This window comes from Membranihabitans marinus (assembly GCF_021729155.1).
GTDB lineage: Bacteria > Bacteroidota > Bacteroidia > Chitinophagales > Saprospiraceae > Membranihabitans > Membranihabitans marinus.
Genome location: NZ_JAJQYA010000028.1, coordinates 37055 through 56900 on the forward strand (window position 1 = coordinate 37055; position 19846 = coordinate 56900).

Annotated in this window: 26 protein-coding genes; 6 read left to right on the top strand and 20 right to left on the bottom strand. The window is 35.8% G+C overall.

The features are described 5' to 3' along the window. Positions 1-24: 24 nt before the first annotated feature. From LVD51_RS15105 to LVD51_RS15145, 9 genes are read right to left on the bottom strand one after another with little or no spacing between them, the layout of a single operon-like run. The gene (locus LVD51_RS15105; protein ID WP_225573232.1) at positions 25-399 is read right to left on the bottom strand and encodes a hypothetical protein; all 375 of its coding nucleotides are present in this window, start codon (positions 397-399) and stop codon (positions 25-27) included. A gap of 7 nt (positions 400-406) precedes the next feature. Continuing rightward, entirely contained in the window at positions 407-1240 is an 834-nt protein-coding gene (locus LVD51_RS15110; protein WP_225573231.1) for a DUF4138 domain-containing protein, read from the bottom strand. A 30-nt stretch (positions 1241-1270) separates the two neighbouring features. After that, complete coding sequence (traM, locus tag LVD51_RS15115; protein ID WP_225573230.1) at positions 1271-2200, bottom strand: conjugative transposon protein TraM; 930 nt, start codon at positions 2198-2200, stop codon at positions 1271-1273. Next, positions 2181-2804, bottom strand: coding sequence for a conjugal transfer protein TraK (locus LVD51_RS15120; RefSeq protein WP_225574128.1), 624 nt, complete (start codon positions 2802-2804; stop codon positions 2181-2183). The genes traM and LVD51_RS15120 overlap by 20 nt, the downstream gene beginning before the upstream one ends. Positions 2805-2814: 10 nt before the next feature. Beyond that, positions 2815-3657 carry a hypothetical protein gene (locus LVD51_RS15125; RefSeq protein WP_225573229.1) on the bottom strand — a complete coding sequence of 281 codons (843 nt, stop codon included), beginning with the start codon at positions 3655-3657 and terminating at the stop codon, positions 2815-2817. Positions 3658-3659: 2 nt separating this feature from the next. Next, positions 3660-4235 carry a conjugal transfer protein gene (locus tag LVD51_RS15130; RefSeq protein WP_225573228.1) on the bottom strand — a complete coding sequence of 192 codons (576 nt, stop codon included), beginning with the start codon at positions 4233-4235 and terminating at the stop codon, positions 3660-3662. Between the two features lie 4 nt (positions 4236-4239). Further along, on the bottom strand, positions 4240-6642 hold the full coding sequence (locus LVD51_RS15135) for a TraG family conjugative transposon ATPase (protein WP_225573227.1): 2403 nt from the start codon (positions 6640-6642) through the stop codon (positions 4240-4242). Then, positions 6629-6913, bottom strand: coding sequence for a hypothetical protein (locus LVD51_RS15140; protein WP_225573226.1), 285 nt, complete (start codon positions 6911-6913; stop codon positions 6629-6631). The genes LVD51_RS15135 and LVD51_RS15140 overlap by 14 nt, the downstream gene beginning before the upstream one ends. A gap of 36 nt (positions 6914-6949) precedes the next feature. Next, positions 6950-7237, bottom strand: coding sequence for a hypothetical protein (locus LVD51_RS15145; protein ID WP_225573225.1), 288 nt, complete (start codon positions 7235-7237; stop codon positions 6950-6952). 189 nt (positions 7238-7426) lie between these two features. Here LVD51_RS15145 and LVD51_RS15150 point away from each other — a divergent pair, with 189 nt between their 5' ends. The 6 genes from LVD51_RS15150 (at position 7427) to arsB (ending at position 11299) form a co-directional block, all read left to right on the top strand. Next, complete coding sequence (locus tag LVD51_RS15150) at positions 7427-8074, top strand: N-acetylmuramoyl-L-alanine amidase family protein (protein ID WP_225573224.1); 648 nt, start codon at positions 7427-7429, stop codon at positions 8072-8074. 141 nt (positions 8075-8215) lie between these two features. Further along, complete coding sequence (locus LVD51_RS15155) at positions 8216-8545, top strand: ArsR/SmtB family transcription factor (RefSeq protein ID WP_225573223.1); 330 nt, start codon at positions 8216-8218, stop codon at positions 8543-8545. A gap of 46 nt (positions 8546-8591) precedes the next feature. Next, on the top strand, positions 8592-9059 hold the full coding sequence (locus tag LVD51_RS15160; RefSeq protein WP_225573222.1) for a DUF6428 family protein: 468 nt from the start codon (positions 8592-8594) through the stop codon (positions 9057-9059). A 20-nt stretch (positions 9060-9079) separates the two neighbouring features. After that, entirely contained in the window at positions 9080-9853 is a 774-nt protein-coding gene (locus tag LVD51_RS15165) for a metallophosphoesterase family protein (RefSeq protein WP_225573221.1), read from the top strand. An 11-nt stretch (positions 9854-9864) separates the two neighbouring features. Then, positions 9865-10245 carry a glycine cleavage system protein GcvH gene (gene gcvH / locus LVD51_RS15170; RefSeq protein WP_225573220.1) on the top strand — a complete coding sequence of 127 codons (381 nt, stop codon included), beginning with the start codon at positions 9865-9867 and terminating at the stop codon, positions 10243-10245. Position 10246: 1 nt separating this feature from the next. Beyond that, positions 10247-11299, top strand: coding sequence for an ACR3 family arsenite efflux transporter (gene arsB / locus LVD51_RS15175; protein ID WP_225573219.1), 1053 nt, complete (start codon positions 10247-10249; stop codon positions 11297-11299). Between the two features lie 19 nt (positions 11300-11318). On the opposite strand, the gene LVD51_RS15180 is transcribed toward arsB, so the two are convergent. The 11 genes from LVD51_RS15180 to LVD51_RS15230 form a co-directional block, all read right to left on the bottom strand. Further along, the gene (locus tag LVD51_RS15180; protein WP_225573218.1) at positions 11319-11981 is read right to left on the bottom strand and encodes a P-loop NTPase family protein; all 663 of its coding nucleotides are present in this window, start codon (positions 11979-11981) and stop codon (positions 11319-11321) included. Further along, positions 11965-12684: a hypothetical protein gene (locus LVD51_RS15185; RefSeq protein WP_225573217.1), complete on the bottom strand. Its 720-nt coding sequence runs from the start codon at positions 12682-12684 to the stop codon at positions 11965-11967. Before LVD51_RS15185 ends, LVD51_RS15180 begins: the two co-directional genes overlap by 17 nt. A gap of 4 nt (positions 12685-12688) precedes the next feature. After that, positions 12689-12973 carry a helix-turn-helix domain-containing protein gene (locus tag LVD51_RS15190; protein ID WP_225573216.1) on the bottom strand — a complete coding sequence of 95 codons (285 nt, stop codon included), beginning with the start codon at positions 12971-12973 and terminating at the stop codon, positions 12689-12691. Positions 12974-13240: 267 nt separating this feature from the next. Continuing rightward, positions 13241-14092, bottom strand: a complete 852-nt coding sequence (locus tag LVD51_RS15195; protein ID WP_225573215.1) for an RteC domain-containing protein — start codon at positions 14090-14092, stop codon at positions 13241-13243. A gap of 86 nt (positions 14093-14178) precedes the next feature. Then, complete coding sequence (locus LVD51_RS15200; RefSeq protein WP_236972211.1) at positions 14179-15234, bottom strand: ArsO family NAD(P)H-dependent flavin-containing monooxygenase; 1056 nt, start codon at positions 15232-15234, stop codon at positions 14179-14181. 78 nt (positions 15235-15312) lie between these two features. Beyond that, on the bottom strand, positions 15313-15585 hold the full coding sequence (locus LVD51_RS15205; RefSeq protein ID WP_236972212.1) for a hypothetical protein: 273 nt from the start codon (positions 15583-15585) through the stop codon (positions 15313-15315). 141 nt (positions 15586-15726) lie between these two features. Next, the gene (locus LVD51_RS15210) at positions 15727-15954 is read right to left on the bottom strand and encodes a hypothetical protein (RefSeq protein WP_236972213.1); all 228 of its coding nucleotides are present in this window, start codon (positions 15952-15954) and stop codon (positions 15727-15729) included. A 3-nt stretch (positions 15955-15957) separates the two neighbouring features. Beyond that, the gene (locus tag LVD51_RS15215) at positions 15958-16932 is read right to left on the bottom strand and encodes a permease (RefSeq protein WP_236972214.1); all 975 of its coding nucleotides are present in this window, start codon (positions 16930-16932) and stop codon (positions 15958-15960) included. Between the two features lies 1 nt (position 16933). Next, complete coding sequence (locus LVD51_RS15220; RefSeq protein ID WP_225573212.1) at positions 16934-17179, bottom strand: thioredoxin family protein; 246 nt, start codon at positions 17177-17179, stop codon at positions 16934-16936. 124 nt (positions 17180-17303) lie between these two features. Beyond that, positions 17304-17900 (bottom strand): sigma-70 family RNA polymerase sigma factor, encoded by a 597-nt coding sequence (locus LVD51_RS15225; RefSeq protein ID WP_236972215.1) that lies wholly within the window; start codon positions 17898-17900, stop codon positions 17304-17306. Between the two features lie 29 nt (positions 17901-17929). After that, entirely contained in the window at positions 17930-19138 is a 1209-nt protein-coding gene (locus LVD51_RS15230) for a site-specific integrase (protein WP_236972216.1), read from the bottom strand. Positions 19139-19846: the final 708 nt, after the last annotated feature.

Sequence of the window (19846 nt, forward strand, 5' to 3'; positions counted from 1 at the left end):
TTTTAGCGATAGCCTATCATAGGACTACTTTCTCAAAAACGGTCCTGTATCTTTCGGCCCATTATGTGTAACCTTCCATACGCCATCTTCCTTGACTAATTTAAAAATACCGGGTTTGGGGTCGTAGGATGTTGAATATTTAATCCAGGTTACCGTACCTTCTTTTTGTTCATCCACGACCTTAAAATGAGGTTCGGAATTTTTATCCTCGGTAAACATTTCTTGTATACTGGAAAGATTTGCATACCCGGATTCTGTAGTATATTCCTTTAAAGTTGTCTTATCACCGTGATAAAAACTTTTAGCGACGATTTTAGCGGTTTCTGAAGGAAATAAATCTTGTTTTCTGGTACAAGAGAGAAATAATACTACTAACGAAAAAACGGCTATTTTTTTCATAATGATGTTAATCTGGGTTATTGATGAATCTATGCGATATCTTTAATTTTAAGTTTCGTTCCCCGTTCTTTTCATTGAGCTCAAAAACCGTTCTTCGGTCATTGCTTATCGAAAATTTTGGCAGTACATAAATCAATCTCACAGTTTCGTTTTCTTTTACTTTTGAAGGTAAATCATATTTAAAAACCGGTTCTTGATAAAGCCGTTGTAAAGATTTCTTTTTGCCCTTTTTTCTTGTTTCTACCGATAATTTCAGAAAATTGAGGTCATAATCCAACGAAGATTTATTTTCAATCTGAATCACGAAATACAGCTCCTTCTTGTCAAAAACAATATTCTCTACACGCAATACGATACCCTCATTCCTTTTTTTGAGTCGGCCAATGCGTTGTTTTCGATCAATTAGATAAGAACAAAATTTATTGTAATAATAGGTTTTGTTATCTATTGTGTCTTCACGTTTGACAATAGTAGTTGAATCAGCAACAATAGGCTTTTCATTACCGATGCTTTTAGATGACGGTATAAAGTAATTCAGCCGATCCAGCTTTTTCCTATACTTTACAATATACGAAAAAACAGCACCGTTTTTGTTGACTACCAAAAGATTGCTTTCTTTTCCGGGCTTTGCCTGAAGCAATCCGAAATATTGCCCTTTCTCACGATTATAGGTAAAGACAAAATTTTCAGAGCCTGTTATTCCCTGACGGATCGGTTCTGGGAAGAATAGTGCTACATTTTTTTGATCGTTCGCATAAATGGTATCAAGGTGAAAAGATGTTTGTGCTGTCATCATAACAGTAACAAGCAGGGATAGTGAGATAAAAATTAAATGCTTCATAAAAATAAGTTTTAAGTTTTGTTTTTGAGTCTATAACTTAGGCTTCAGGATGAGCCTGTAATTGTTGAGCACGGTGACCTTAATATTGCGGTTATTACGCTGAAATATCTTTTTGAAACCACTGACCTGTGGTATACCGGCGATATTGATATCATCCACCATATCCCCAATGACCTCGGTGGAAACCTGGGCACGGAAGTTGTTTTCCACATAGATACCCTCACTGCCATCCTGAAGGTCAAAGGCTTTTAAATTCGTTGGATGATGCTTAATATTTTCGATTTCGATCAATACCCGGTTGGGCTGAAAACTGATAAAACCGTAAATAGGCGTATTTTTTGGAAGGTGTTTCCTGTTAATGGTAGCGGCTTTGGACAGGCGCATCCGTAAACGGGAATTGGCTTTGACCACTTGGTCGCCATCCACCACGGCATAAATGAAGTCATCGGTAGTACCAGAAACTGAAATTTCATTTTCTTTCGGATCTGAGGCAAAGAACAATTGATGTTCCAGCCCCATTTCTTTAGCCGCAATTTTTTGTTCCATTTTTATTTCGTGAGAATCAATTACCCTTTCCACTTTGGTTTCAGCTTCGCTAGCACTCATATGCTGATAATTTCTTTGGGAATATTTAATTCTACCTGTGGCGTAGATACTGTCCACGATACGTTCTTTTTCCCGTTCGGGTAGATTTTCATCATAAAAGCCAAGCGAATCGATCAGTTTTTCGTCATAGATGCTGGGCGCATTAGTTTCTCGGACTTCTTTTAGATCGTTAATGGCATCCAGTTTGGAATCATATTCTTTTTGGTCTTCTTCCAGTGCGGGAACCGAAGTTTCCTTAAGGTTTGTAGGTTCACTTTCATCATTACCCATTACCATAATAGAATAGGAAATCAGGAAAATGATCACGACAGCGAATACTGACGCAAAGACTATTTTATTTTTTTCTATCTTCATTATTCAATTTTTTAAGAGATTTTTCGAAATAATCGGTGATGAGTAATCCGTGCGGATTGTTGGGAAAGTTTCGGTCGACGGTCATCAGGTTTCCGGTAGAAATTAATTGATAGGTGTCGATGATCGAACCCCTGTTGATCTCAAAAACAGTAATCGTTTTGAAGGAATAAGTTCCATTTTGTTCTTCGACTTGAGAATCGATACTCAATACTTTTTGAACTAAGGAATATTGTAATAGCCGATTGTAAACACCATCTGCCTTTTTTTGACGATATAAATCATCCACTGTGCTATTGCCCAGCCACAGTGCCTTTTCTAAATTCTTTTCATAATTACTTGCATCAATATTGTAGAAATAATTGTGGAAAAGCTCTAAATGCGCCAAAGTCTCCACTTTAAAATTTTCTTTCTGGCTAACGAGCTTTAAGGGAATGATACTACCATCGGTATTAATGGCAAAAGCATTGTTCAGGGCTTTTTTGTTGATGTTGAATACCATCCAAATGGCAAAAAAGCTGGAGAGTAAGCAGCAGATCACAACGGCTAAAACAATGAACCTATTTGTTTTAAGGATGGCGTAAATATTCTTGTAAGGTGTTTTCATCATAGCTGTTTTAGGCGGTAAATAATCGTAAAGTGAAAGAGGTGGCACGTCGGTACAGTTTGAACTTCAGAAAAACAATAAACCCTATGGTTCCAAGCTGTACCACCGGGGCAAAAAATCCGCTTCCCGTATCGGTACCGAATAGATTTGTCCAAAAGTTGGTATTGATCTCTGTATAGAGTGCATTAACAAAAACATTGACCAAGAAGAACGCCGGCACCAACATATAAACGGCAGCATATAGTTTGAAAAAGGTATAGGCCAGGGAACGGAACTTTTCAAATACGGACAGGCTAATCACCAGCGGAAAAAACGCTTGCATTATACCGAGAAGGAAAAAACGTTCCGCTAAGAACAACGGATAGATAAATAAATCTAGAATCCACAAAATGACCCCTCCAATAAAGGCAAGTATCTTGAATCCGTAAAGCGGGGTAACCAAAGCTTCATAAAGCAATGTCATTGCATTTTTAGCAGCATCTATAAGGTTGACCTCTTCTTCGATAGGAATATCCTGCATCTGCAAGGGGAGCAAAGCAGGAGCGGTGTCCCGATATTGGCTTTCAATGGAAACAAGAATACTGTCAAAAAAGCCCAATACCTGTGTGGAGAATATAACGAGGATAACTACCGCAAAATTCTTGACGAGTTCCCCCGGGCTTAAACCCCAAGTGTAACCGTCTTTGTCAGCCACTCCCTCATTATATTTTTTTAGAATATTAATCAGGAAGAAAAGCACTGCAAGGGTTTTCATTCCGCCAATGGTATACTGGGAGAAATCACTGTCTTGAATGGTCTGAAAAACAGTATCTACATATTCAAGACCAAAACTTAAAATAATTACTGCATTCATAATCAATATTCTGTTTCCCTGTTATTGATTTTATCCTGCATTTTTCGAAAGGAAATAATATCACGGTAGCGTTTGGTTTTTACCCTAATAGCGGAGACCATTTCCTTCGATTCCATTTCTTTCTGCTTTAATATGGTAGCACGTTCAGCGTCGCTCATTTTTAGGTAATCGCTGGATAAGATTTGATCAATAAAATCCATTGTATCCAAAGAATTTTGAACAATGTTTTCAAAAGATGCTGTGACACGGGAAATTTCTGCCGGCTTGATATACGGGGAGTTTAAGATATCCTGTAAATCATTTTGCATTACGCTAATAAGCCTATGATTGTTTTGCCCAATCTCTTGTACAGCCCTAAGTTGCCGTACCACGTTAGAAACTTTTTCAATCCTTTCTTTTGCCTCTTTGAGGAATTTCACGGACTTGATAAGTTGAGCGGTCTGCTTCCCGGATTCTACAAGTTGTTTTACCAGACTTACAAAATTGGTATTGTCATAAACGGGCATTCCCTGGGCCGTAGCACGGCTGTGCACTATAAAAATCAGGGCTATTGCAACGATTAAAATTTTTGTCTTCATAGTATTATGTTTTAGCGATGAATTCCTTGATAGCTTTTTCCATATCCTGGGTCTTTTTATAAAGGGACATTATGGTCTCATTTTCTTGTCCATCGGTGAGGTAAGCGGCATATACTTCTTTCGGAACTTCCAAGCGGAAAATGTTGCTTTCCTTTCCAATTTTGATAAACATTTCGGTATACTTTCTTTGGCCGGTAAGATTGTTTTTTATAGATTTTAACTGGTTCAGATCGTGGCTAGAGAGGTTGAGCCTTTTGACTAGTTCTTCATAGCCTTTTTCATTGTTCAGGCTATAAATGACCTGAGTGTTTTCGAGAATACTGGCTGAAGTGGAATTGTTGGGAAGTTGATTAATGGATTGCAGAATGATGCCGATTGCACCATTTTGTTTTCGGATAGCTTGGTAGTAAAATTCCACACTTTCGAGTACGTTTTCAAACTTCAGTTGCTTGGCGAACTCATCAAAAAGGATGATGCCTTTTTCAGCACGGTTTTTCCAAATGGTTCGTTGAATGGCCGATTTAATCAGCTTGAGCATTACGGAGAGTATTTCTTTATTGTCCTTTACTTCGTCCAGTTCAAATACAATAAGACGCTTATCTTCGATTTTATAAGTCTGGTCTTCGCTGACTTCAAAAAGGAAGCTATATAGACCATCGCCGACGTATTCAGACATTACGTGTAAAAAGCTGGTAACGTTGAAGTAGTCGGGATGGATTTTAAGTTGCCTTAAGAGATCTTTTTGATTGCTCTCAATAAAATTGTAAAAGCCATTCAGTGAGTGATTTTCAGAAACACTATGGTAATAATGGCGTAATATCTTTTTTACGGAAACCGATTGTGCCTTGGTTACCTTTAAATCAGAAGCAAATAGTTCAAAGAGAAATACAGATAAATCCTCCAGGCGTTCCGGGCTTAGGTCATTGGTGTCGCTGATGTAAAATGGATTGATGCCCAAGTTTTTTCCACTTTCATAACGGAGTAAGGTGTACTTCTCAGGATAAAGCTTAGCAAATTTGGTATAGGAACCACCCAAATCAATAATGACCAGGCGAACTCCGCTTTCAAAATACTGGCGCAGAATGTTATTGGCCAAAAAGGATTTCCCTTCACCGGTTGGTGCAAAAATGGCAAAGTTTCGTGCTTTGATGCGTTTTTTTTCCTCGTCCCAGACATCTTTGAGCACAGGTATATTATGTTCCCGGTCATTGAAGATGATTCCAGTAGAATCTGATTTGTAATTGCTGTTATTGATAAGCAGGCAAAGTGCGTGTTTCAGATCCGTTACATACAAATCATTATTGGAGAAATTAGAAGAAAAACCGCAGTAGCTGTTCAGGATATAATTTTTCCGCTCTTCGCCCCGTGGATAGTAGGGAATAATATCAAGCTCTTTAAATTCCGTTTTTATTTTGGAAGCAATTCTATCCAGGTTCCGGGCTTCCCGGTCCCAGAAAATGATGTTTAAGTGTCCGCGTATAATCCGGGCATTATCATCGGCATTGATCTGATCCAGGATGTGCTGGATTTTACCCAGTATCACTTTGTTTTGCGAACCGAAATTGGAGCTTTTGTTAAGCTCTTCCACTTTCTTATCAAGCAACTTGCGCCACTTGTGCTTGTCGTCCAGGTATAGGATTTGGTTAACGATATGGTTTTCGTTTAGCGTAAGCCCTAAACCATCAATAAACCCTTGATGAAATACAAAATCGTCAGAAGTGAATTTATCATTGGTTTTGCTAGTCTGTACACTTTCGCCAAAGCACAGTTCGCTGTTGATGGCCAGGGCATCAAAATAGTTTTCGCCGATGTTGACGTTTTTCTTGTCCAGTATGATATCGGTGTCAAAACCCTCATTGAAGCCATTGAAATACTGTTTAGTTATGATCTCAATCTCCTTAGCATCAAGTGGAATAAATTCAATTTTCCGACTGTTATTGATAAAGGAGACGGAATCATTTACGGCATTTATAAAATGTTGAACATTGTCATCCAATTCCTGTATTATCGTTTTTGAAACCTTGCGGAAAGGATTGACATATTTAGTGTTGTTCAGCGCTTTATTTTTGGTTAGTGTAAAAAAGAGATAGCAGTTGTGATCCATAAATTCGCGACCTTTAAAATGATCGCTAGTAGCTTTTTCCAAAAATGTGGTATTGGGAAGCTCGTCAGCAGTATAATGCTTTTTGAGGTAGACATCTTGCTTGTGGACTACAGTACCAACAGGCAATGATTTCAATGCCTGAAACCAGGCCCCGTGCATATCCTCAAAGTCCTTTTCCGATAAGGAATAAATTTCAGGTAGGTTTCCTTTATAGCATACTACTACATTGCCATTATTGGCAAATAGTATGTTGTTACGGATATCCGCAATGGGCTGATAAGTAGAAAGATTAATCGTGTTCATAATCAAGACCGGAATTTCGTTTGTTACTGATGCTTTTGGGGAAGATTCTTGTCAGCTGAAAAATCTGAGGATTGTTGATGATTCGTATCAGAGCGACATATAGGACTGCATTAAAAACCATTACGCTGATGATCACTCCAAAACTGAACGAGAAAATAATAATGAGCAAAGAAGCTATGATGGATATCATCATCACCGCAAAGAGGGAAAGGGGCAATCCAAAAATGACTGCCCTTTTTCTGATGTTTTTATAGACCTCGAACTTCTTCATAACAGATTTATTAACTTCCAAATGTCGCTTGGCGACTTAGACTACGATTCCAATGAGGTAGGTGAAAATGCCTACTACGGCGCCGGCAATAAGGACAAAGACCAGCACACGGGTAATCCCTTTTTTAAGGTCGGCATTTTCCCCGAAGAAATGGCCGGCATTAAAAAGAAAGCCGATTAAGAAAATGACCCCCAGGATGATGGGGAAAATTGTTCTAATGGTATTGGATACATCATCAACGGAATCTTCAATACCACCAATTTGTGCGAAAAGAGAAGTGGATAGCAGCGAAAGAACGCTGGCCAAATAATATGATTTTTTCATAACGGAACGGTTTAAATTTTTGATTCGTTTTCGTTATGAGAAAAGTAATAATTTACTTATTTAAATACCTGTAAATCAAATAATTGTGAATAAAATATTATTCGGATTGATTTGGATTTCGATGCTGTTATTTAATATCAAATTCTATGGAATTTGGAAGAGAGGTTGTTAATAACTCGAAAATTGAAAATGAAAAAAGTGCTCAAAAACGTCAGTTTTATGATTTTTCTACTCAAAAGTTGCTTGTTTTTGAGTCAGGATTTGGATGCAAAAAAGGTAATTGTAATTGACCCTGGGCACGGTGGAAAAGAATCAGGTGCTATCGGAATAAATGGCATCCAGGAAAAGGATGTGGTATTGGACATTGCTGAAGTTATTTTAAAACTGAATAAGAAGTTGGATGAACCTCTGGATATCTACTTAACTCGATATACTGATACGCTTATTTCATTATGCGATAGGATCACGTTGGCAAAAGCCATAAAGGCGGATTTGTTTTTGTCATTGCATTGTAATCATTCCGATAATCCCAACGCAAGAGGAGTGGAAGCTTACGTGGCTAATCAAAGTTCTGGGTTTTCCGAAGAAGCCATTTGGTTAGCTTTTCAACTACAGGCAGACCTTAACAAGAAACTTGGTTTTGAAAGTAGGGGCGTGAAGTTTGCAGATTTTCAGGTATTGCGGGAAACGATTAATGATTTTCCTTCGGTACTGGTTGAATTGGGATTTTTGAGTAATTGGGATGAAGCACGATATCTGATGAAAGAAAAAAATGTCCTCGCCATTGTGCTGACTATTTTAAAAGGTTTAGAAATTAAAAAATTAGGTTATGATTGAACTGTTTATCGAAATTATCAATAGCATTCAACAACTCACAACTATATACTTTAAAGAGTTTTGGAATTTAATACGATGAAATATTTTGGTTGTTTATATATTAATCGTAATATTGCAATTAACAAATAAGCAATAAAAAAAATGGGATTAGCCAAAACAGAAATGTTTACCGACGAACAAAACGAAATTTCTTTGTTCGCAAAAGTCTTTGGACATCCGGCAAGGATAGCGATCTTAGAATACCTTTTTAAAATCGACCATTGTGTCTGTGGTGATTTGGTCAACGAAATTGGACTTGCCCAGCCGACCATTTCACAACACCTAAAAGAATTGAAGCATTTAGGCTTAATTAAAGGGAATGTGGAAGGGACAAGTGTATGCTATTGTATCAACACTGAAAATTGGGTCAAAATGAAAGAAGTTATGATTCGTTTTTTAGATCAGGACATTCCAAAACCAGATTGTTGTTAAAAAAATTTAAACATATTAATCGTATAATCGCAATAAAACAATAAATATGAAACTCCTAGAAGTAAAGAACAAACTGAACCAATTGGAAGAAATCGCCTTCCAACTACCAAATGGGGAACTGGTTCCCAACCATTTCCACGTTACCGAAGTCGGTAAGATCACAAAGCATTTTATTGACTGTGGCGGAACCGAAAGAACTGAAGAAGTAGTAAACTTCCAACTTTGGAATGCCAACGATTATGATCACAGATTGCATCCCGAAAAACTGTTGAGCATCATCGAGCTTTCCGAAAAAGTACTGGAATTAGGCGATTTGGAAATCGAAGTGGAATATCAAGCAGATACGATTGGGAAATTCGGACTTGACTTTGACGGAAAGAATTTCTTGCTGACATCCAAACAAACCGACTGTTTGGCTAAAGAGCAATGTGGCATTCCTTCAGAAAAACCTAAAATGAAATTATCCGAAATTCAAACCGAAACTTCTTGCGCACCGGGAAGCGGTTGCTGTTAAACTTAAAAATAATACTAATTATGAAAATTATCCTGTTTAGTGATATTCACTCAAACTTACCTGCGTTGCAGGCCTTTTTTAACGATGTGGAGGAAAGGGATGCAGACGCCATCTATTGTCTCGGCGATTTAGTGGGCTACAATATTTGGCCAAACGAGGTCATCGAAGAAATCAAGAAACGAAAAATACCGACCATAGCTGGAAACTACGATTTTGGTATCGGAAGAAGTAGTGATGATTGTGGTTGTGCCTACAAAACAGACGAAGAAAAAGCCAATGGAGCGGTTTCTATTTCGTTGACCAATGAATTGATAAATGATGACAATAGAGTTTATTTGAGAACCCTTCCTGCACATATCAAGATTGAATTTAAACTGAATGACGATCAATTGAATGTGTTGTTGGTTCACGGCAGCCCAAGGAAAATAAACGAATACCTTTTTGAGGACAGGGCCGAAAAGAGTATGATACGCATTATGGAACAAGCCGATGCGGACATTATGTGTTTTGGTCATACACACAAGCCATATCACAGAACTTTCAATTCAGCAGATGAAAACACACCATATTTTAGACACGCTATCAATATAGGTTCAGTAGGTAAACCAAAAGACAACGATAATCGGGGTAGTTACGTGATTCTGGAAATCAACGAAAATGCTTCTGTTTTGGACAAAGACAGTATTTCGGTACAATTTGTAAAATTTGAATATGATATTGAAAAAGCTGCCAAGGCAATTGAAGAGAGTATCCTACCAAACGACTATGCCGAAAATTTAAGAAATGGATTTTAAAATTAGAAGGAATGAAAAACACTAATGATATCTATTTTTCCAAAGAACACACGTGGATTAGAATAGAAAATAAAACAGGAACTGTGGGGATTACCACTTTCGCTCAAAGCGAGCTCGGCGAAATAGTTTATGTTGACCTGCCCAGCGTTGGCGACGAGTTCAACCAAGACGAAGTCTTTGGCTCCGTTGAGGCGTTAAAGACAGTTAGCGATTTGTTTATGCCCCTGACGGGGGAAGTGACGGCTATCAACGAGGATTTGCTTGACAGCCCCACACTTGTAAACGAAAAACCTTTTGTGGAAGGTTGGATGGTTAAAATAGAAATTAAGGATTTGGAAGAACTATCAAACCTTTTGAGCGAAGCCGAATATCAAAAAAAAATCGAAAAATAAGATGACTAATAAAAAACTAAGTTTTCTTGATAAAAATCTGACACTTTGGATATTTATTGCAATGGCAATAGGAGTTGGAACTGGATATTTCATTCCTACCTTTCCAAATATCATAAATTCGTTCAGTAGCGGAACAACCAATATCCCGATAGCAATCGGCCTGATATTAATGATGTACCCACCACTGGCAAAAGTAAATTATTCGTTGTTGCCAAAGGTTTTTAAAGACACAAGAATTCTGGGTATTTCCCTTTTATTAAACTGGATAATCGGTCCCGCTTTGATGTTTGTCCTTGCAATTACTTTTTTACGAGATTACCCGGAATATATGGTTGGCCTCATTCTCATTGGCCTGGCCCGCTGTGTGGCTATGGTATTGGTCTGGAACGACCTGGCCGAGGGAAGTAGCGAATACGGTGCGGGGCTGGTAGCTCTGAACAGTATATTTCAGGTTTTTGCGTATAGTTTTTATGCTTGGATTTTTATTACGGTGCTCCCTCCTTACTTTGGTTTTGAAAGTGCTATTATAGATATTTCTATAGGTACGATTGCGGAAAGTGTAGCAATATATTTGGGGATTCCGTTTTTAATGGGGATTTTAAGCCGCTTGATTTTAGTTGAACTAAAGGGGAAAGACTGGTATGAGAACGTATTTATACCTAAGATTTCACCGATGACTTTGATTGCACTTTTGTTTACCATCGTGGTGATGTTCTCGTTAAAAGGTGAATTAATCGTGGAAATCCCAATGGATGTACTGATTATTGCCTTACCATTACTTTTATACTTTACCGTAATGTTTATTATAGGTTTCTTTTTCTCTAAAGCGATGGGAATTGAATACGATAAAACGGCTTCTGTAGCCTTTACGGCAGCTGGAAACAATTTTGAATTGGCCATTGCGGTAGCTATTGCTGTTTTTGGGTTGAATTCGGGACAGGCCTTTACAGGGGTAATTGGCCCTTTGGTAGAAGTTCCTGCATTGATCTTATTGGTTAGGGTTTCCTTTTGGTTGCGAAAAAAATATTATGGCAAAACCGAAGTTCTAAATTGACAAAAATCCAGAGCATAATTCACTTCCGTTTATCCCCAGCTCGCTCATCAAAAGCAATCAAGTTAAAAAGTTCCCGCATTCTGCTACGGACACGGTTGCCATAGCGTTCTTCCAATTCTTCAGCATTTAGGTTGGTGGTAGCGTGAGTCTTAATTTTATGTTTGGTTTGCAAGTACAGATCATAACGCGATAAAAGCACTTCGCCCATAACGTTTAAATCTTTTCCGTAAAACCTACCGGCTGGTTCTACCCCCAAATCGTCAAAGCAGAAGAACTTAGTATTGCCATATTCTTCAATAGTTTTAAAACCTAAATGATTAAAGCTAAAACTTACATTACGGCAAGGGATCATTTCATAGGGGCGTCGAAAAGGAACTATATGACGAAGAAGTTTCATTAAACTGGTTTTGCCACATCCTACCGGACCGGAAAGGAGAATCCCTTTTTCTAAATCTATATTAAATTTGTCGCAAGACTCACGGTCTTTGATAAAATAAGAGCATAATTTCAAAATTATCTTTTTATCCTCTTCATAAATCCTGAATCTTTTTCCGAAAATTAGTTTCCCCTTTGCATCCAGGTAAATCAAGATTTTCGGAAAATCGTATGTTACGTTTTTACCGTCAAATTCACCTAGCGAATATTCCACGCCACCTTCGGTTATTTTAGAGGGGTTGTCCATAGTCTTTGGTTTTAGTGGTTCGCAAGTTGTCCTCTTTAAGGGACGCTTGTTTTTTGCTTGGTTTGTTTTCCTGATCAAACAATTCAGCTCGATCCATCCAGTTAACGGCCAATGCTTGCCAGTCACGTATCGGTTCTCCGTCGCTCGTTTTCCAATCATTGGTTTGATAATGGGCAAAGAATTTTTTTCCTTCATCCGCATTAAAATTTTTTTTAATAAAAAAATCTAAGACGGCCTGCCTGGCCTTTGGCTGTTTAGTATTGTTTACTTGTTTGTTATTGTTTATAGTAGATACCAATGCTTGTCCACTGGAGGGACGGTGCTGGTTCACTACCGGTTCACGTACGGGATGGTACTGTTCCGCAAGTTGTTCTAATTTGGGATCGTAGTGTCCCGTAACCGGTTCATCACTTGTCCTGATAATGGACATCTTGATTTTACTGCCTTTGTAGGGATTATTCGATGGAAAGTAGGTGAGATAATTCCACCAGTCAAGGTCAGTTATGCAACGATGATAAGTAGATTTAGAACCAATCTTGGCTGCGCGCATCAAATCTCTACGGTTCACATAAAATTCATAGGCGAAGCGGCTGCTGTTCCATTCTTGGAACAGCGCCATATATAGACTAATATGGGTCGGATTCAAGCGGTCGTCGAAGAAGAATTTTTCAAAAGCCGCATTGAGTAGCTTTATATAATTCATTGCCTTACGAATCAAATTTGTGATGAACACGGTTTTCTGTCATCACGTTCTGGATTTCTTCGGCATCGTAGTAAATGATACCTCCCACTTTGGTGTACGGCAACGTGCCATTGACGCGAAGGTTTTGAAGTGTTCCCGGACTGACCTGGAGCAATTCCATCACTTCGGAAGATTTAAGATATTTCTTGATTTTTCCAGAAGCTTGTTTGGCTAGAAGGTTTTTGATATCATCGAGTAATTCCATTTTGAATTCTCGAAGATCGTCGGTGGTAATAATACTTGTTGGCATAATAGAACGATTTATGGAAAAGGGCTATCGGGAATTTTTAATTGATAGCCCTTAACCTGATTTGACTTTCGTTCTACAAATTTGAATAGGTTTATTGGATTTTATTCACAAGAAACACCCAAGTTGTGTGTTTTTATATACTAATTTTCAATGAGTTAAATTGTGTGAAAATAGACTTTATTGAAGTTTTAGGGAGTACCACTTCGATACAATTAAAATGAAAAATGAAACATAAAAACGTCAGCACAAGTTGTGTGACTCACTAGTCTATTCATCTGCGTCCTGCATCCGTTTTAAAAGACTTGATTTCATTCTATCTATAAACTTGGTAGGTTCAATTTTTCGAGCTCTTATTTCTAGAAATTTTCTATAGTAGTTACCCAAATCCAAGTCAAAAATCTCTTCACAGGCTATTGCCATATCTTTGATTCCGGCTTTCCCTCCTGTAATTGCTCCGGATGCTTGAAGAGCGTAAATTAGCTCGACCAGATCAATTTTATTTGCCGTCCATCCCAGATCTAATCGCTTAAAGCGCCTTTTAACTGGAATATTGATATTGCTTTTTTGACACTCCAATTTCTTTAATTCATTTAGATAGTGCGTAAATAGTAGATCATAGGCTATAATTTTGGCAACTGAATTATCGTGACTAGTCGAAAATTCGGCATCTGTGTAGAAATGGGACGTGTCTGAAATTAGCCCTATATTATCATTGCCTCTCAAAAAATAATACTCATCCAAACTGCTAGAATTTTGTCGATAGTATCGTATAAAATCTATATTTTGAGTATAATAGGTTTGAAGTTTGTGAATCTCTTCTTCAATAAAGATCTTCTTTATTTTATTTGAACCCTTGGGTTTTAACAAAAGGTGTTTATATAGCTTTACAAAGAATTTCAAATTTCCATAAATAAAAGGCTTTTGTTTTTTGAAGAACTTTATCTCCTCCTCTTTGTTTTTAAATTCTCCAGTTCTAACAACAATTCTTAATTTTTGTAAGAAATATCGGGAGGATTGCAGACCTTTTTCAACATTTTTAAAATCATCGAGATCTAAATTTCCGATCTCGTTGATATCTTCTTGATATGATTTGAGTATATTCTTAATCGATTTTTGCAAAAAGAGTATTGATTTTATGGTTAGTATTTTTCCAACTAGCTTTAATTATGCACTACGTGAAATGCTATTTAAGTGTTTTAAAAAACTTAAACATCAAAATGCGCTTTTATTTCCTTAGCCGTATTTCTTGCAGTCTTTCCAACACCATATATTGTGGCAGATGCAAAACCCGTCCAATTACCATAGCCCACTAACCATAACTTCGGATATTTTATCGAGCGGGTATTTTTGGTTTCGATATGTCCGTTCTTAATAATGCCTAATGGATTTAAATGTTTGAGATTAGCATTAAAACCTGTACACCATATTACAGCATCAAAAGTTTCCTTTTCTCCATCTTGCCAAATAACACCATCTTTGTAAAAAGAGTCAAACGGTCTTAATGCATCGTAAATATTTCTTTTTAGACCATTTTTGACAATTTCCACTTGAACAATGTCACTTAATGAAACCTCCTTTTCTTCAGTTTGTTTCTTTTCATTAAAGTAACTAGAGTTAGCTTGCTGAAATAAATAGCGACCATCTATTTCTTCTGGAAGAAAAGTAGGTTCTTCTAATGTTACCCACTTTGTATAAGCTACTTTAGAAACTTCTGCTAAAATTTGAGCACCAGAATTACCCCCACCAACAACAACTACTCTTTTGTTTCTGAAAGGTGAACTATTTTTATAAGCACTAGAGTGTATTTGCATACCTAAAAATTCATCAATTTTAGGATATATAGGAATAAAAGGTGAACGAGCTGTACCTGTAGCACTTACAACAGTTTTACTAATAAATACTCCTTGATTGGTTTTTAATTTAAATAATTCTCCTTCTTTAACAACTTCTTCAACAAATGTACTTCGTTGTATTGGGAAATTATATCGTTTTTCGTAATTGGACAAATAACTCAAATATTCTTCCTTTGTAGGATATTCTTGTTTAGTTGTAGGCATTTGCCAACCAGAAAGTGAGCTATATTGAGAAGGTGAAAATAATTTTAAACTATCCCAAGTATGTAACCAAGAACCACCGGAATTACCTTCTGCATCTAGAATTAAATAATTTAGTTTACTTCTTTTTAAAAAATAAGCAACGGACAAGCCTGCCTGCCCGCCACCTATTATTATACAATCAAATATTTTATTAGGTATTGCCATAATAAGCCCTTACTTAATTTCTTTAATTACTTTATAAGGGGTTTTGTTAATGGCTTCTTTTACTTCTTTATCGGTAGATTATGTACTATCGTACCAAACGGTTATTTGACCTTTTTTAGTGTTAGAAACAGCTTTAATAAAACCTTTAACGTTTTTCTTTAATGAATATTCTACAATTCCTGTACAACAAGATTGGGTGAATTTTTCTAATTGATACGTTTTTTTAACAGTATCAGAGATAACAATGTTTCCTTCAATTTTCTGATGAATATTTGTATCGTTATTATGGGTAAAAGCTAAAATATTTGTAGCAAATACTAGTGTTAATATAAGAGATGTTATTGATTTCATAATTATTAAATTTTTAAATATATGGTAGAATTAATATGATTAATGTTATAATGGCAACGCACCATAAAAACGTTTTTGATTGTAGAAATGATAATGATTTCTTTTGTTTAGTATCTAGTTTACTTATTGTCTCTTGACTTTCTATGGTGCAGCAAGCTTGTTCTTTTTTAGGAAAATTGCTCTATATAAATTGTAAGAAACTGCTATTAAACTGAATGCTATAAGATACGGTTTTATTGTTGCTAGCCATACCAATTGAGAAACAATTGCTCCTAACATTCCTGCAAAAGCCATTAATGGACCAACACAACAAGTGCAAGCGACTAATGCTACAAATACAGCACTTATGGATGATAAAATTGATTTCATAAATTAAAATATTAAATTAAAAACATAACCTGAGATAATCATTCCTATTCCGATGACTGAAAAGAAAGCAATGATTAGTTTTTTTTGCATCACTTTTTTCAAGAGTAAAGCTTCAGGAAGTGATAAGCCAATAGACCCCATCATAAAGGCAATAGCCGTACCTAATGGTACTCCTTTGTCAACCAAGGTTTCTACGACTGGTAAGACACCTACAGCATCAATATAAAGTGGTATTCCCATAATAACAGCAATAGGAACAGCAAAAGGATTGGATTTAGAAATGTATGTCTCAAAAAAGGATTGAGGCACATAACCGTGAATAAAAGAACCTATTCCAATACCAATAAAGATGTATGGCACTAATTTTTTTAATGTACTTAAGGCTTCTTTATGTATTTCTGGAAACTTCTGTTTTAAAGACCTTTTATCTTCAATAGTTTTTTCAGTTTTAGAATGCAATTGTTTTAACCATTCTGCAATATGAGCTGACATTCCCATTTTATCAAGAATAATCCCACCTATAACACCTAAAACAATACCAGATAAAATATAAATTACAGTAACCTTCCAACCATAAGACACCCAAAATAATACAATAGCTATTTCGTTTACTAAAGGTGAGGTTATTAAGAAAGATAATGCAATACCCAATGGAATTCTAGCTTGCATCATTCCTACAAATAATGGAATTGATGAGCACGAACAAAAAGGGGTAATAGCTCCCAACAAAGAGGCTAATATGTTTCCTAAACCTGATTTTTTATTGCGTTCTAAATAGTCACGTATTTTATCCATTGGTAAATAACTGGTGATGATACCCATAACGTAGGTTACTATCACAACCAAAAAAGCTATTAAAATAAACGTGGCAATAAAGTATTGAAGGGCTGTTGCAAACAGCCCTGATTGGTCTAAACCTAATAATTCAAACACTATATAGTCTGAAAAACTAGATAATAATTCTGTCAACTTCTCCATATTATGCTGCTTTTAGTGCTGCAAGAAGTTCTGCATCAGAATTAAATGATTTATAAGCGTGAACCTTACCGTTAATTACTAATGAAGGAAAAGACATTGTACCATAGACCATAGTGTCTTGCATTTCTGACAGTTCCTCAATAGTAATTGACAGATTGTTTTCTTGTGCTAATTTTTCTAATTGTTCCTTAATAGGGGAACCTTTTGCACAACAAGAAGAGTGTAAAATTTTAACTTCAGTGTTCATAATAAATGTTTTTAATGATTAAACTTTATTACGAAGTCTGAAATCTTTTAAAAAAGACACATTTTTAGGAACAAAAAAAAGTATTTTTTTGAGAGGTTACTTATAACCAACTATGTATCAATGGTTAATTAGTTATTTTTTTTTCTATTTCTTGTAATGGTGTACAGTGAGGTTTTATTGTGCACGACGAAAAATTACCTGATTTGTCATATTGAATATCACAACATTCTATAAATAGGGTCTTTAATTTTTCTCTACCTCGCTGGATTCTCATTTTTGTTGCGGATAAACCAAGGTTAAGTTGTATAGCAATCTCTTTTTGAGCAATATTTTCAATATCGCTTAGAAGTAATGGCTTCGCATATTTTTCGGGTAGCAAACCAATCATAGGGATGATAAAATCAGACTCTAAAATGGAAGAAACTGTATCACTAGAAATACTATTTTCTTTCCAATCTTCATTAAAATTAAATTCAATTTTGTTTTTATTATAATAGTCATTATAATAGTCCGCAATGGTATTGCGAGTTACTTGAAACAACCAAGCTTTAATATTATTAACTTTGATGGATTTTTTATGAGACTCTACCAATTTGAGCATCACCTCTTGAACAATATCTTCAGCAATTTCTTCATTAGCCGTTTTCTTGAGTATATATGCCTTTAGATAAAGATAAAAATCTCGTACAATTTCGTTTATATTACAGCATTCGTTTTTCATAGAATTCTTTTTTTCATACAGTTGATGAGTTAAAAATTAATTACACTATCTAGTGCCTCATCCGCATCTTTGTGAATAAAGTTAGCTTGATAATTTATCGTAGTGGTAACCGAAGAATGGCGATAAAGTTTCTGAAGCATCTGAATTGGAATTTTATCACCTGAAATATTTCCAAAACTATGTCTAGCAATATGCATACTCATTCTTTTGGTAATGCCTAGTTTATTAGCAACTTTTTTCAAATGTCTATTCAGGTTTCGAGTTACAGTTTGTGTTCGTATAGAAACCTTTTGAGTGTCATTCAAATCCGTACCTGTTAAATAATCGAAAATTAAATCATTATTCAATGGACTGTTTTGTCGATATTTTTTAAAAATTGAAATAGCCTTATCAGGTGTTTTTAACGTTACCAGCTTACTGTTTTTATTCATCCGGTATCTTAATCTACCATCATAGAAATCGGACCATTTTAGCTTTAAAACATCACCTACTCTTATACCAGCAAAATAAAAACTAATGAGCCATACATCAACTGCTTTTTGCTGAGCCTCTGTCAAATCTATACTGCTCTCTAATTTCATAATTTCTTTCCGGTTCAGTCCAATTTTTTGTGATTCGGGAATACGTATCTGAATTTTGCCTTTTCCAAATGGATATCTTCCTCTGTCCACTAAAGATTCAGATATTGCGAAATTGTAAATGGTTCTTATTAAGATCAGATAATTTACAACTGTTCTTGGTGAGCGTTTTTTATGATGGAGTAAATATGTTTCAAATTTCCTGAGAAGTGAAACATTAAGTTCATTAAAGAATAACTCATTTTTTCTGAGAAAACTCTTAAATTTTTTAAGGCGACCAAGTTCAGTGTCATATTGATGATGTTTTTCTCTGTCCTTTAAATTTTTAAGATGCATTTCTGCTACTACAAAAAAATCCACTTTTTTCTTTTGTCTAATATTTTTTTTAATTGTTGTTACGGTCTGGTAATCAGAATTATTTTCAGCTTCTAGGACTTTTTTATTTGCTTCGGCAACTTTAGTAAGTAAAAAGTTATTAATGATATTGGCGTTAGGGTGAGATTTTCTAACGCATCTATTCTTCTCATCCCAATACTTTTCTTCGATATATTGACCAGTTCCTAAATAAGAGCTTTTTCTATCTTTGGTAATCCTGACAGCGATTGGATATTGACCTTCAGGATTTCTTTTTTTTCTGAGTACTGCTTTAACGGTGGCCATAATAAATGTTTTAGACTATAAAGATAATAAAAACAGGTACAACATAGGTACAACATTTTGTGTATTTAATTGATATTATTTGATTGTAAATAATATTTAAATTTAATTAAAACATTGAAAATCAATATTTTTTTTTGTTGTTGGTGCAGTATGGTAAAACACTCATAACCCGAAGGTCGTAGGTTCAAGTCCTGCCCCCGCTACTAAGAAAGAAAGGCTGTACATTGATGTATAGCCTTTTTTTATGCCCTCTATATCCCTTATTCGGTAAAGTTTAAATTTTTCCAAAGTATTTATTTTACTCAGTCACTCTGAAGATCGATAGTCTTCCATCTTTTCTAAAGAATCGTGGATTTGTCAATGTTGAGCGATTCATCGGTTATAGGAATCGAGGCCTGCCGGTTGAGTCGTGATTGACCATTAATGCCTACATGATTGTCGGTTATATTTCGATTTCATTATGTAGAGAGACGAGGGGCAAGTAGTTTGAAAGACTGCCAAGTGTCCATTGTGACCATTTGATGGACGGTTGATGCCTCTAAATTACAACTATGCCCAGTCCTTATAAGATTCATTTATTATAATTTTCAGCTCGTACTCGTTAAATAAAAGGAGTACGCAAAATTTGAAATATCAATGGTTGGAAATAACAAATAGCATAGTGATTAGGAAAAGATTTTTCGTGGTTATTATTAAATGATGAGTGGA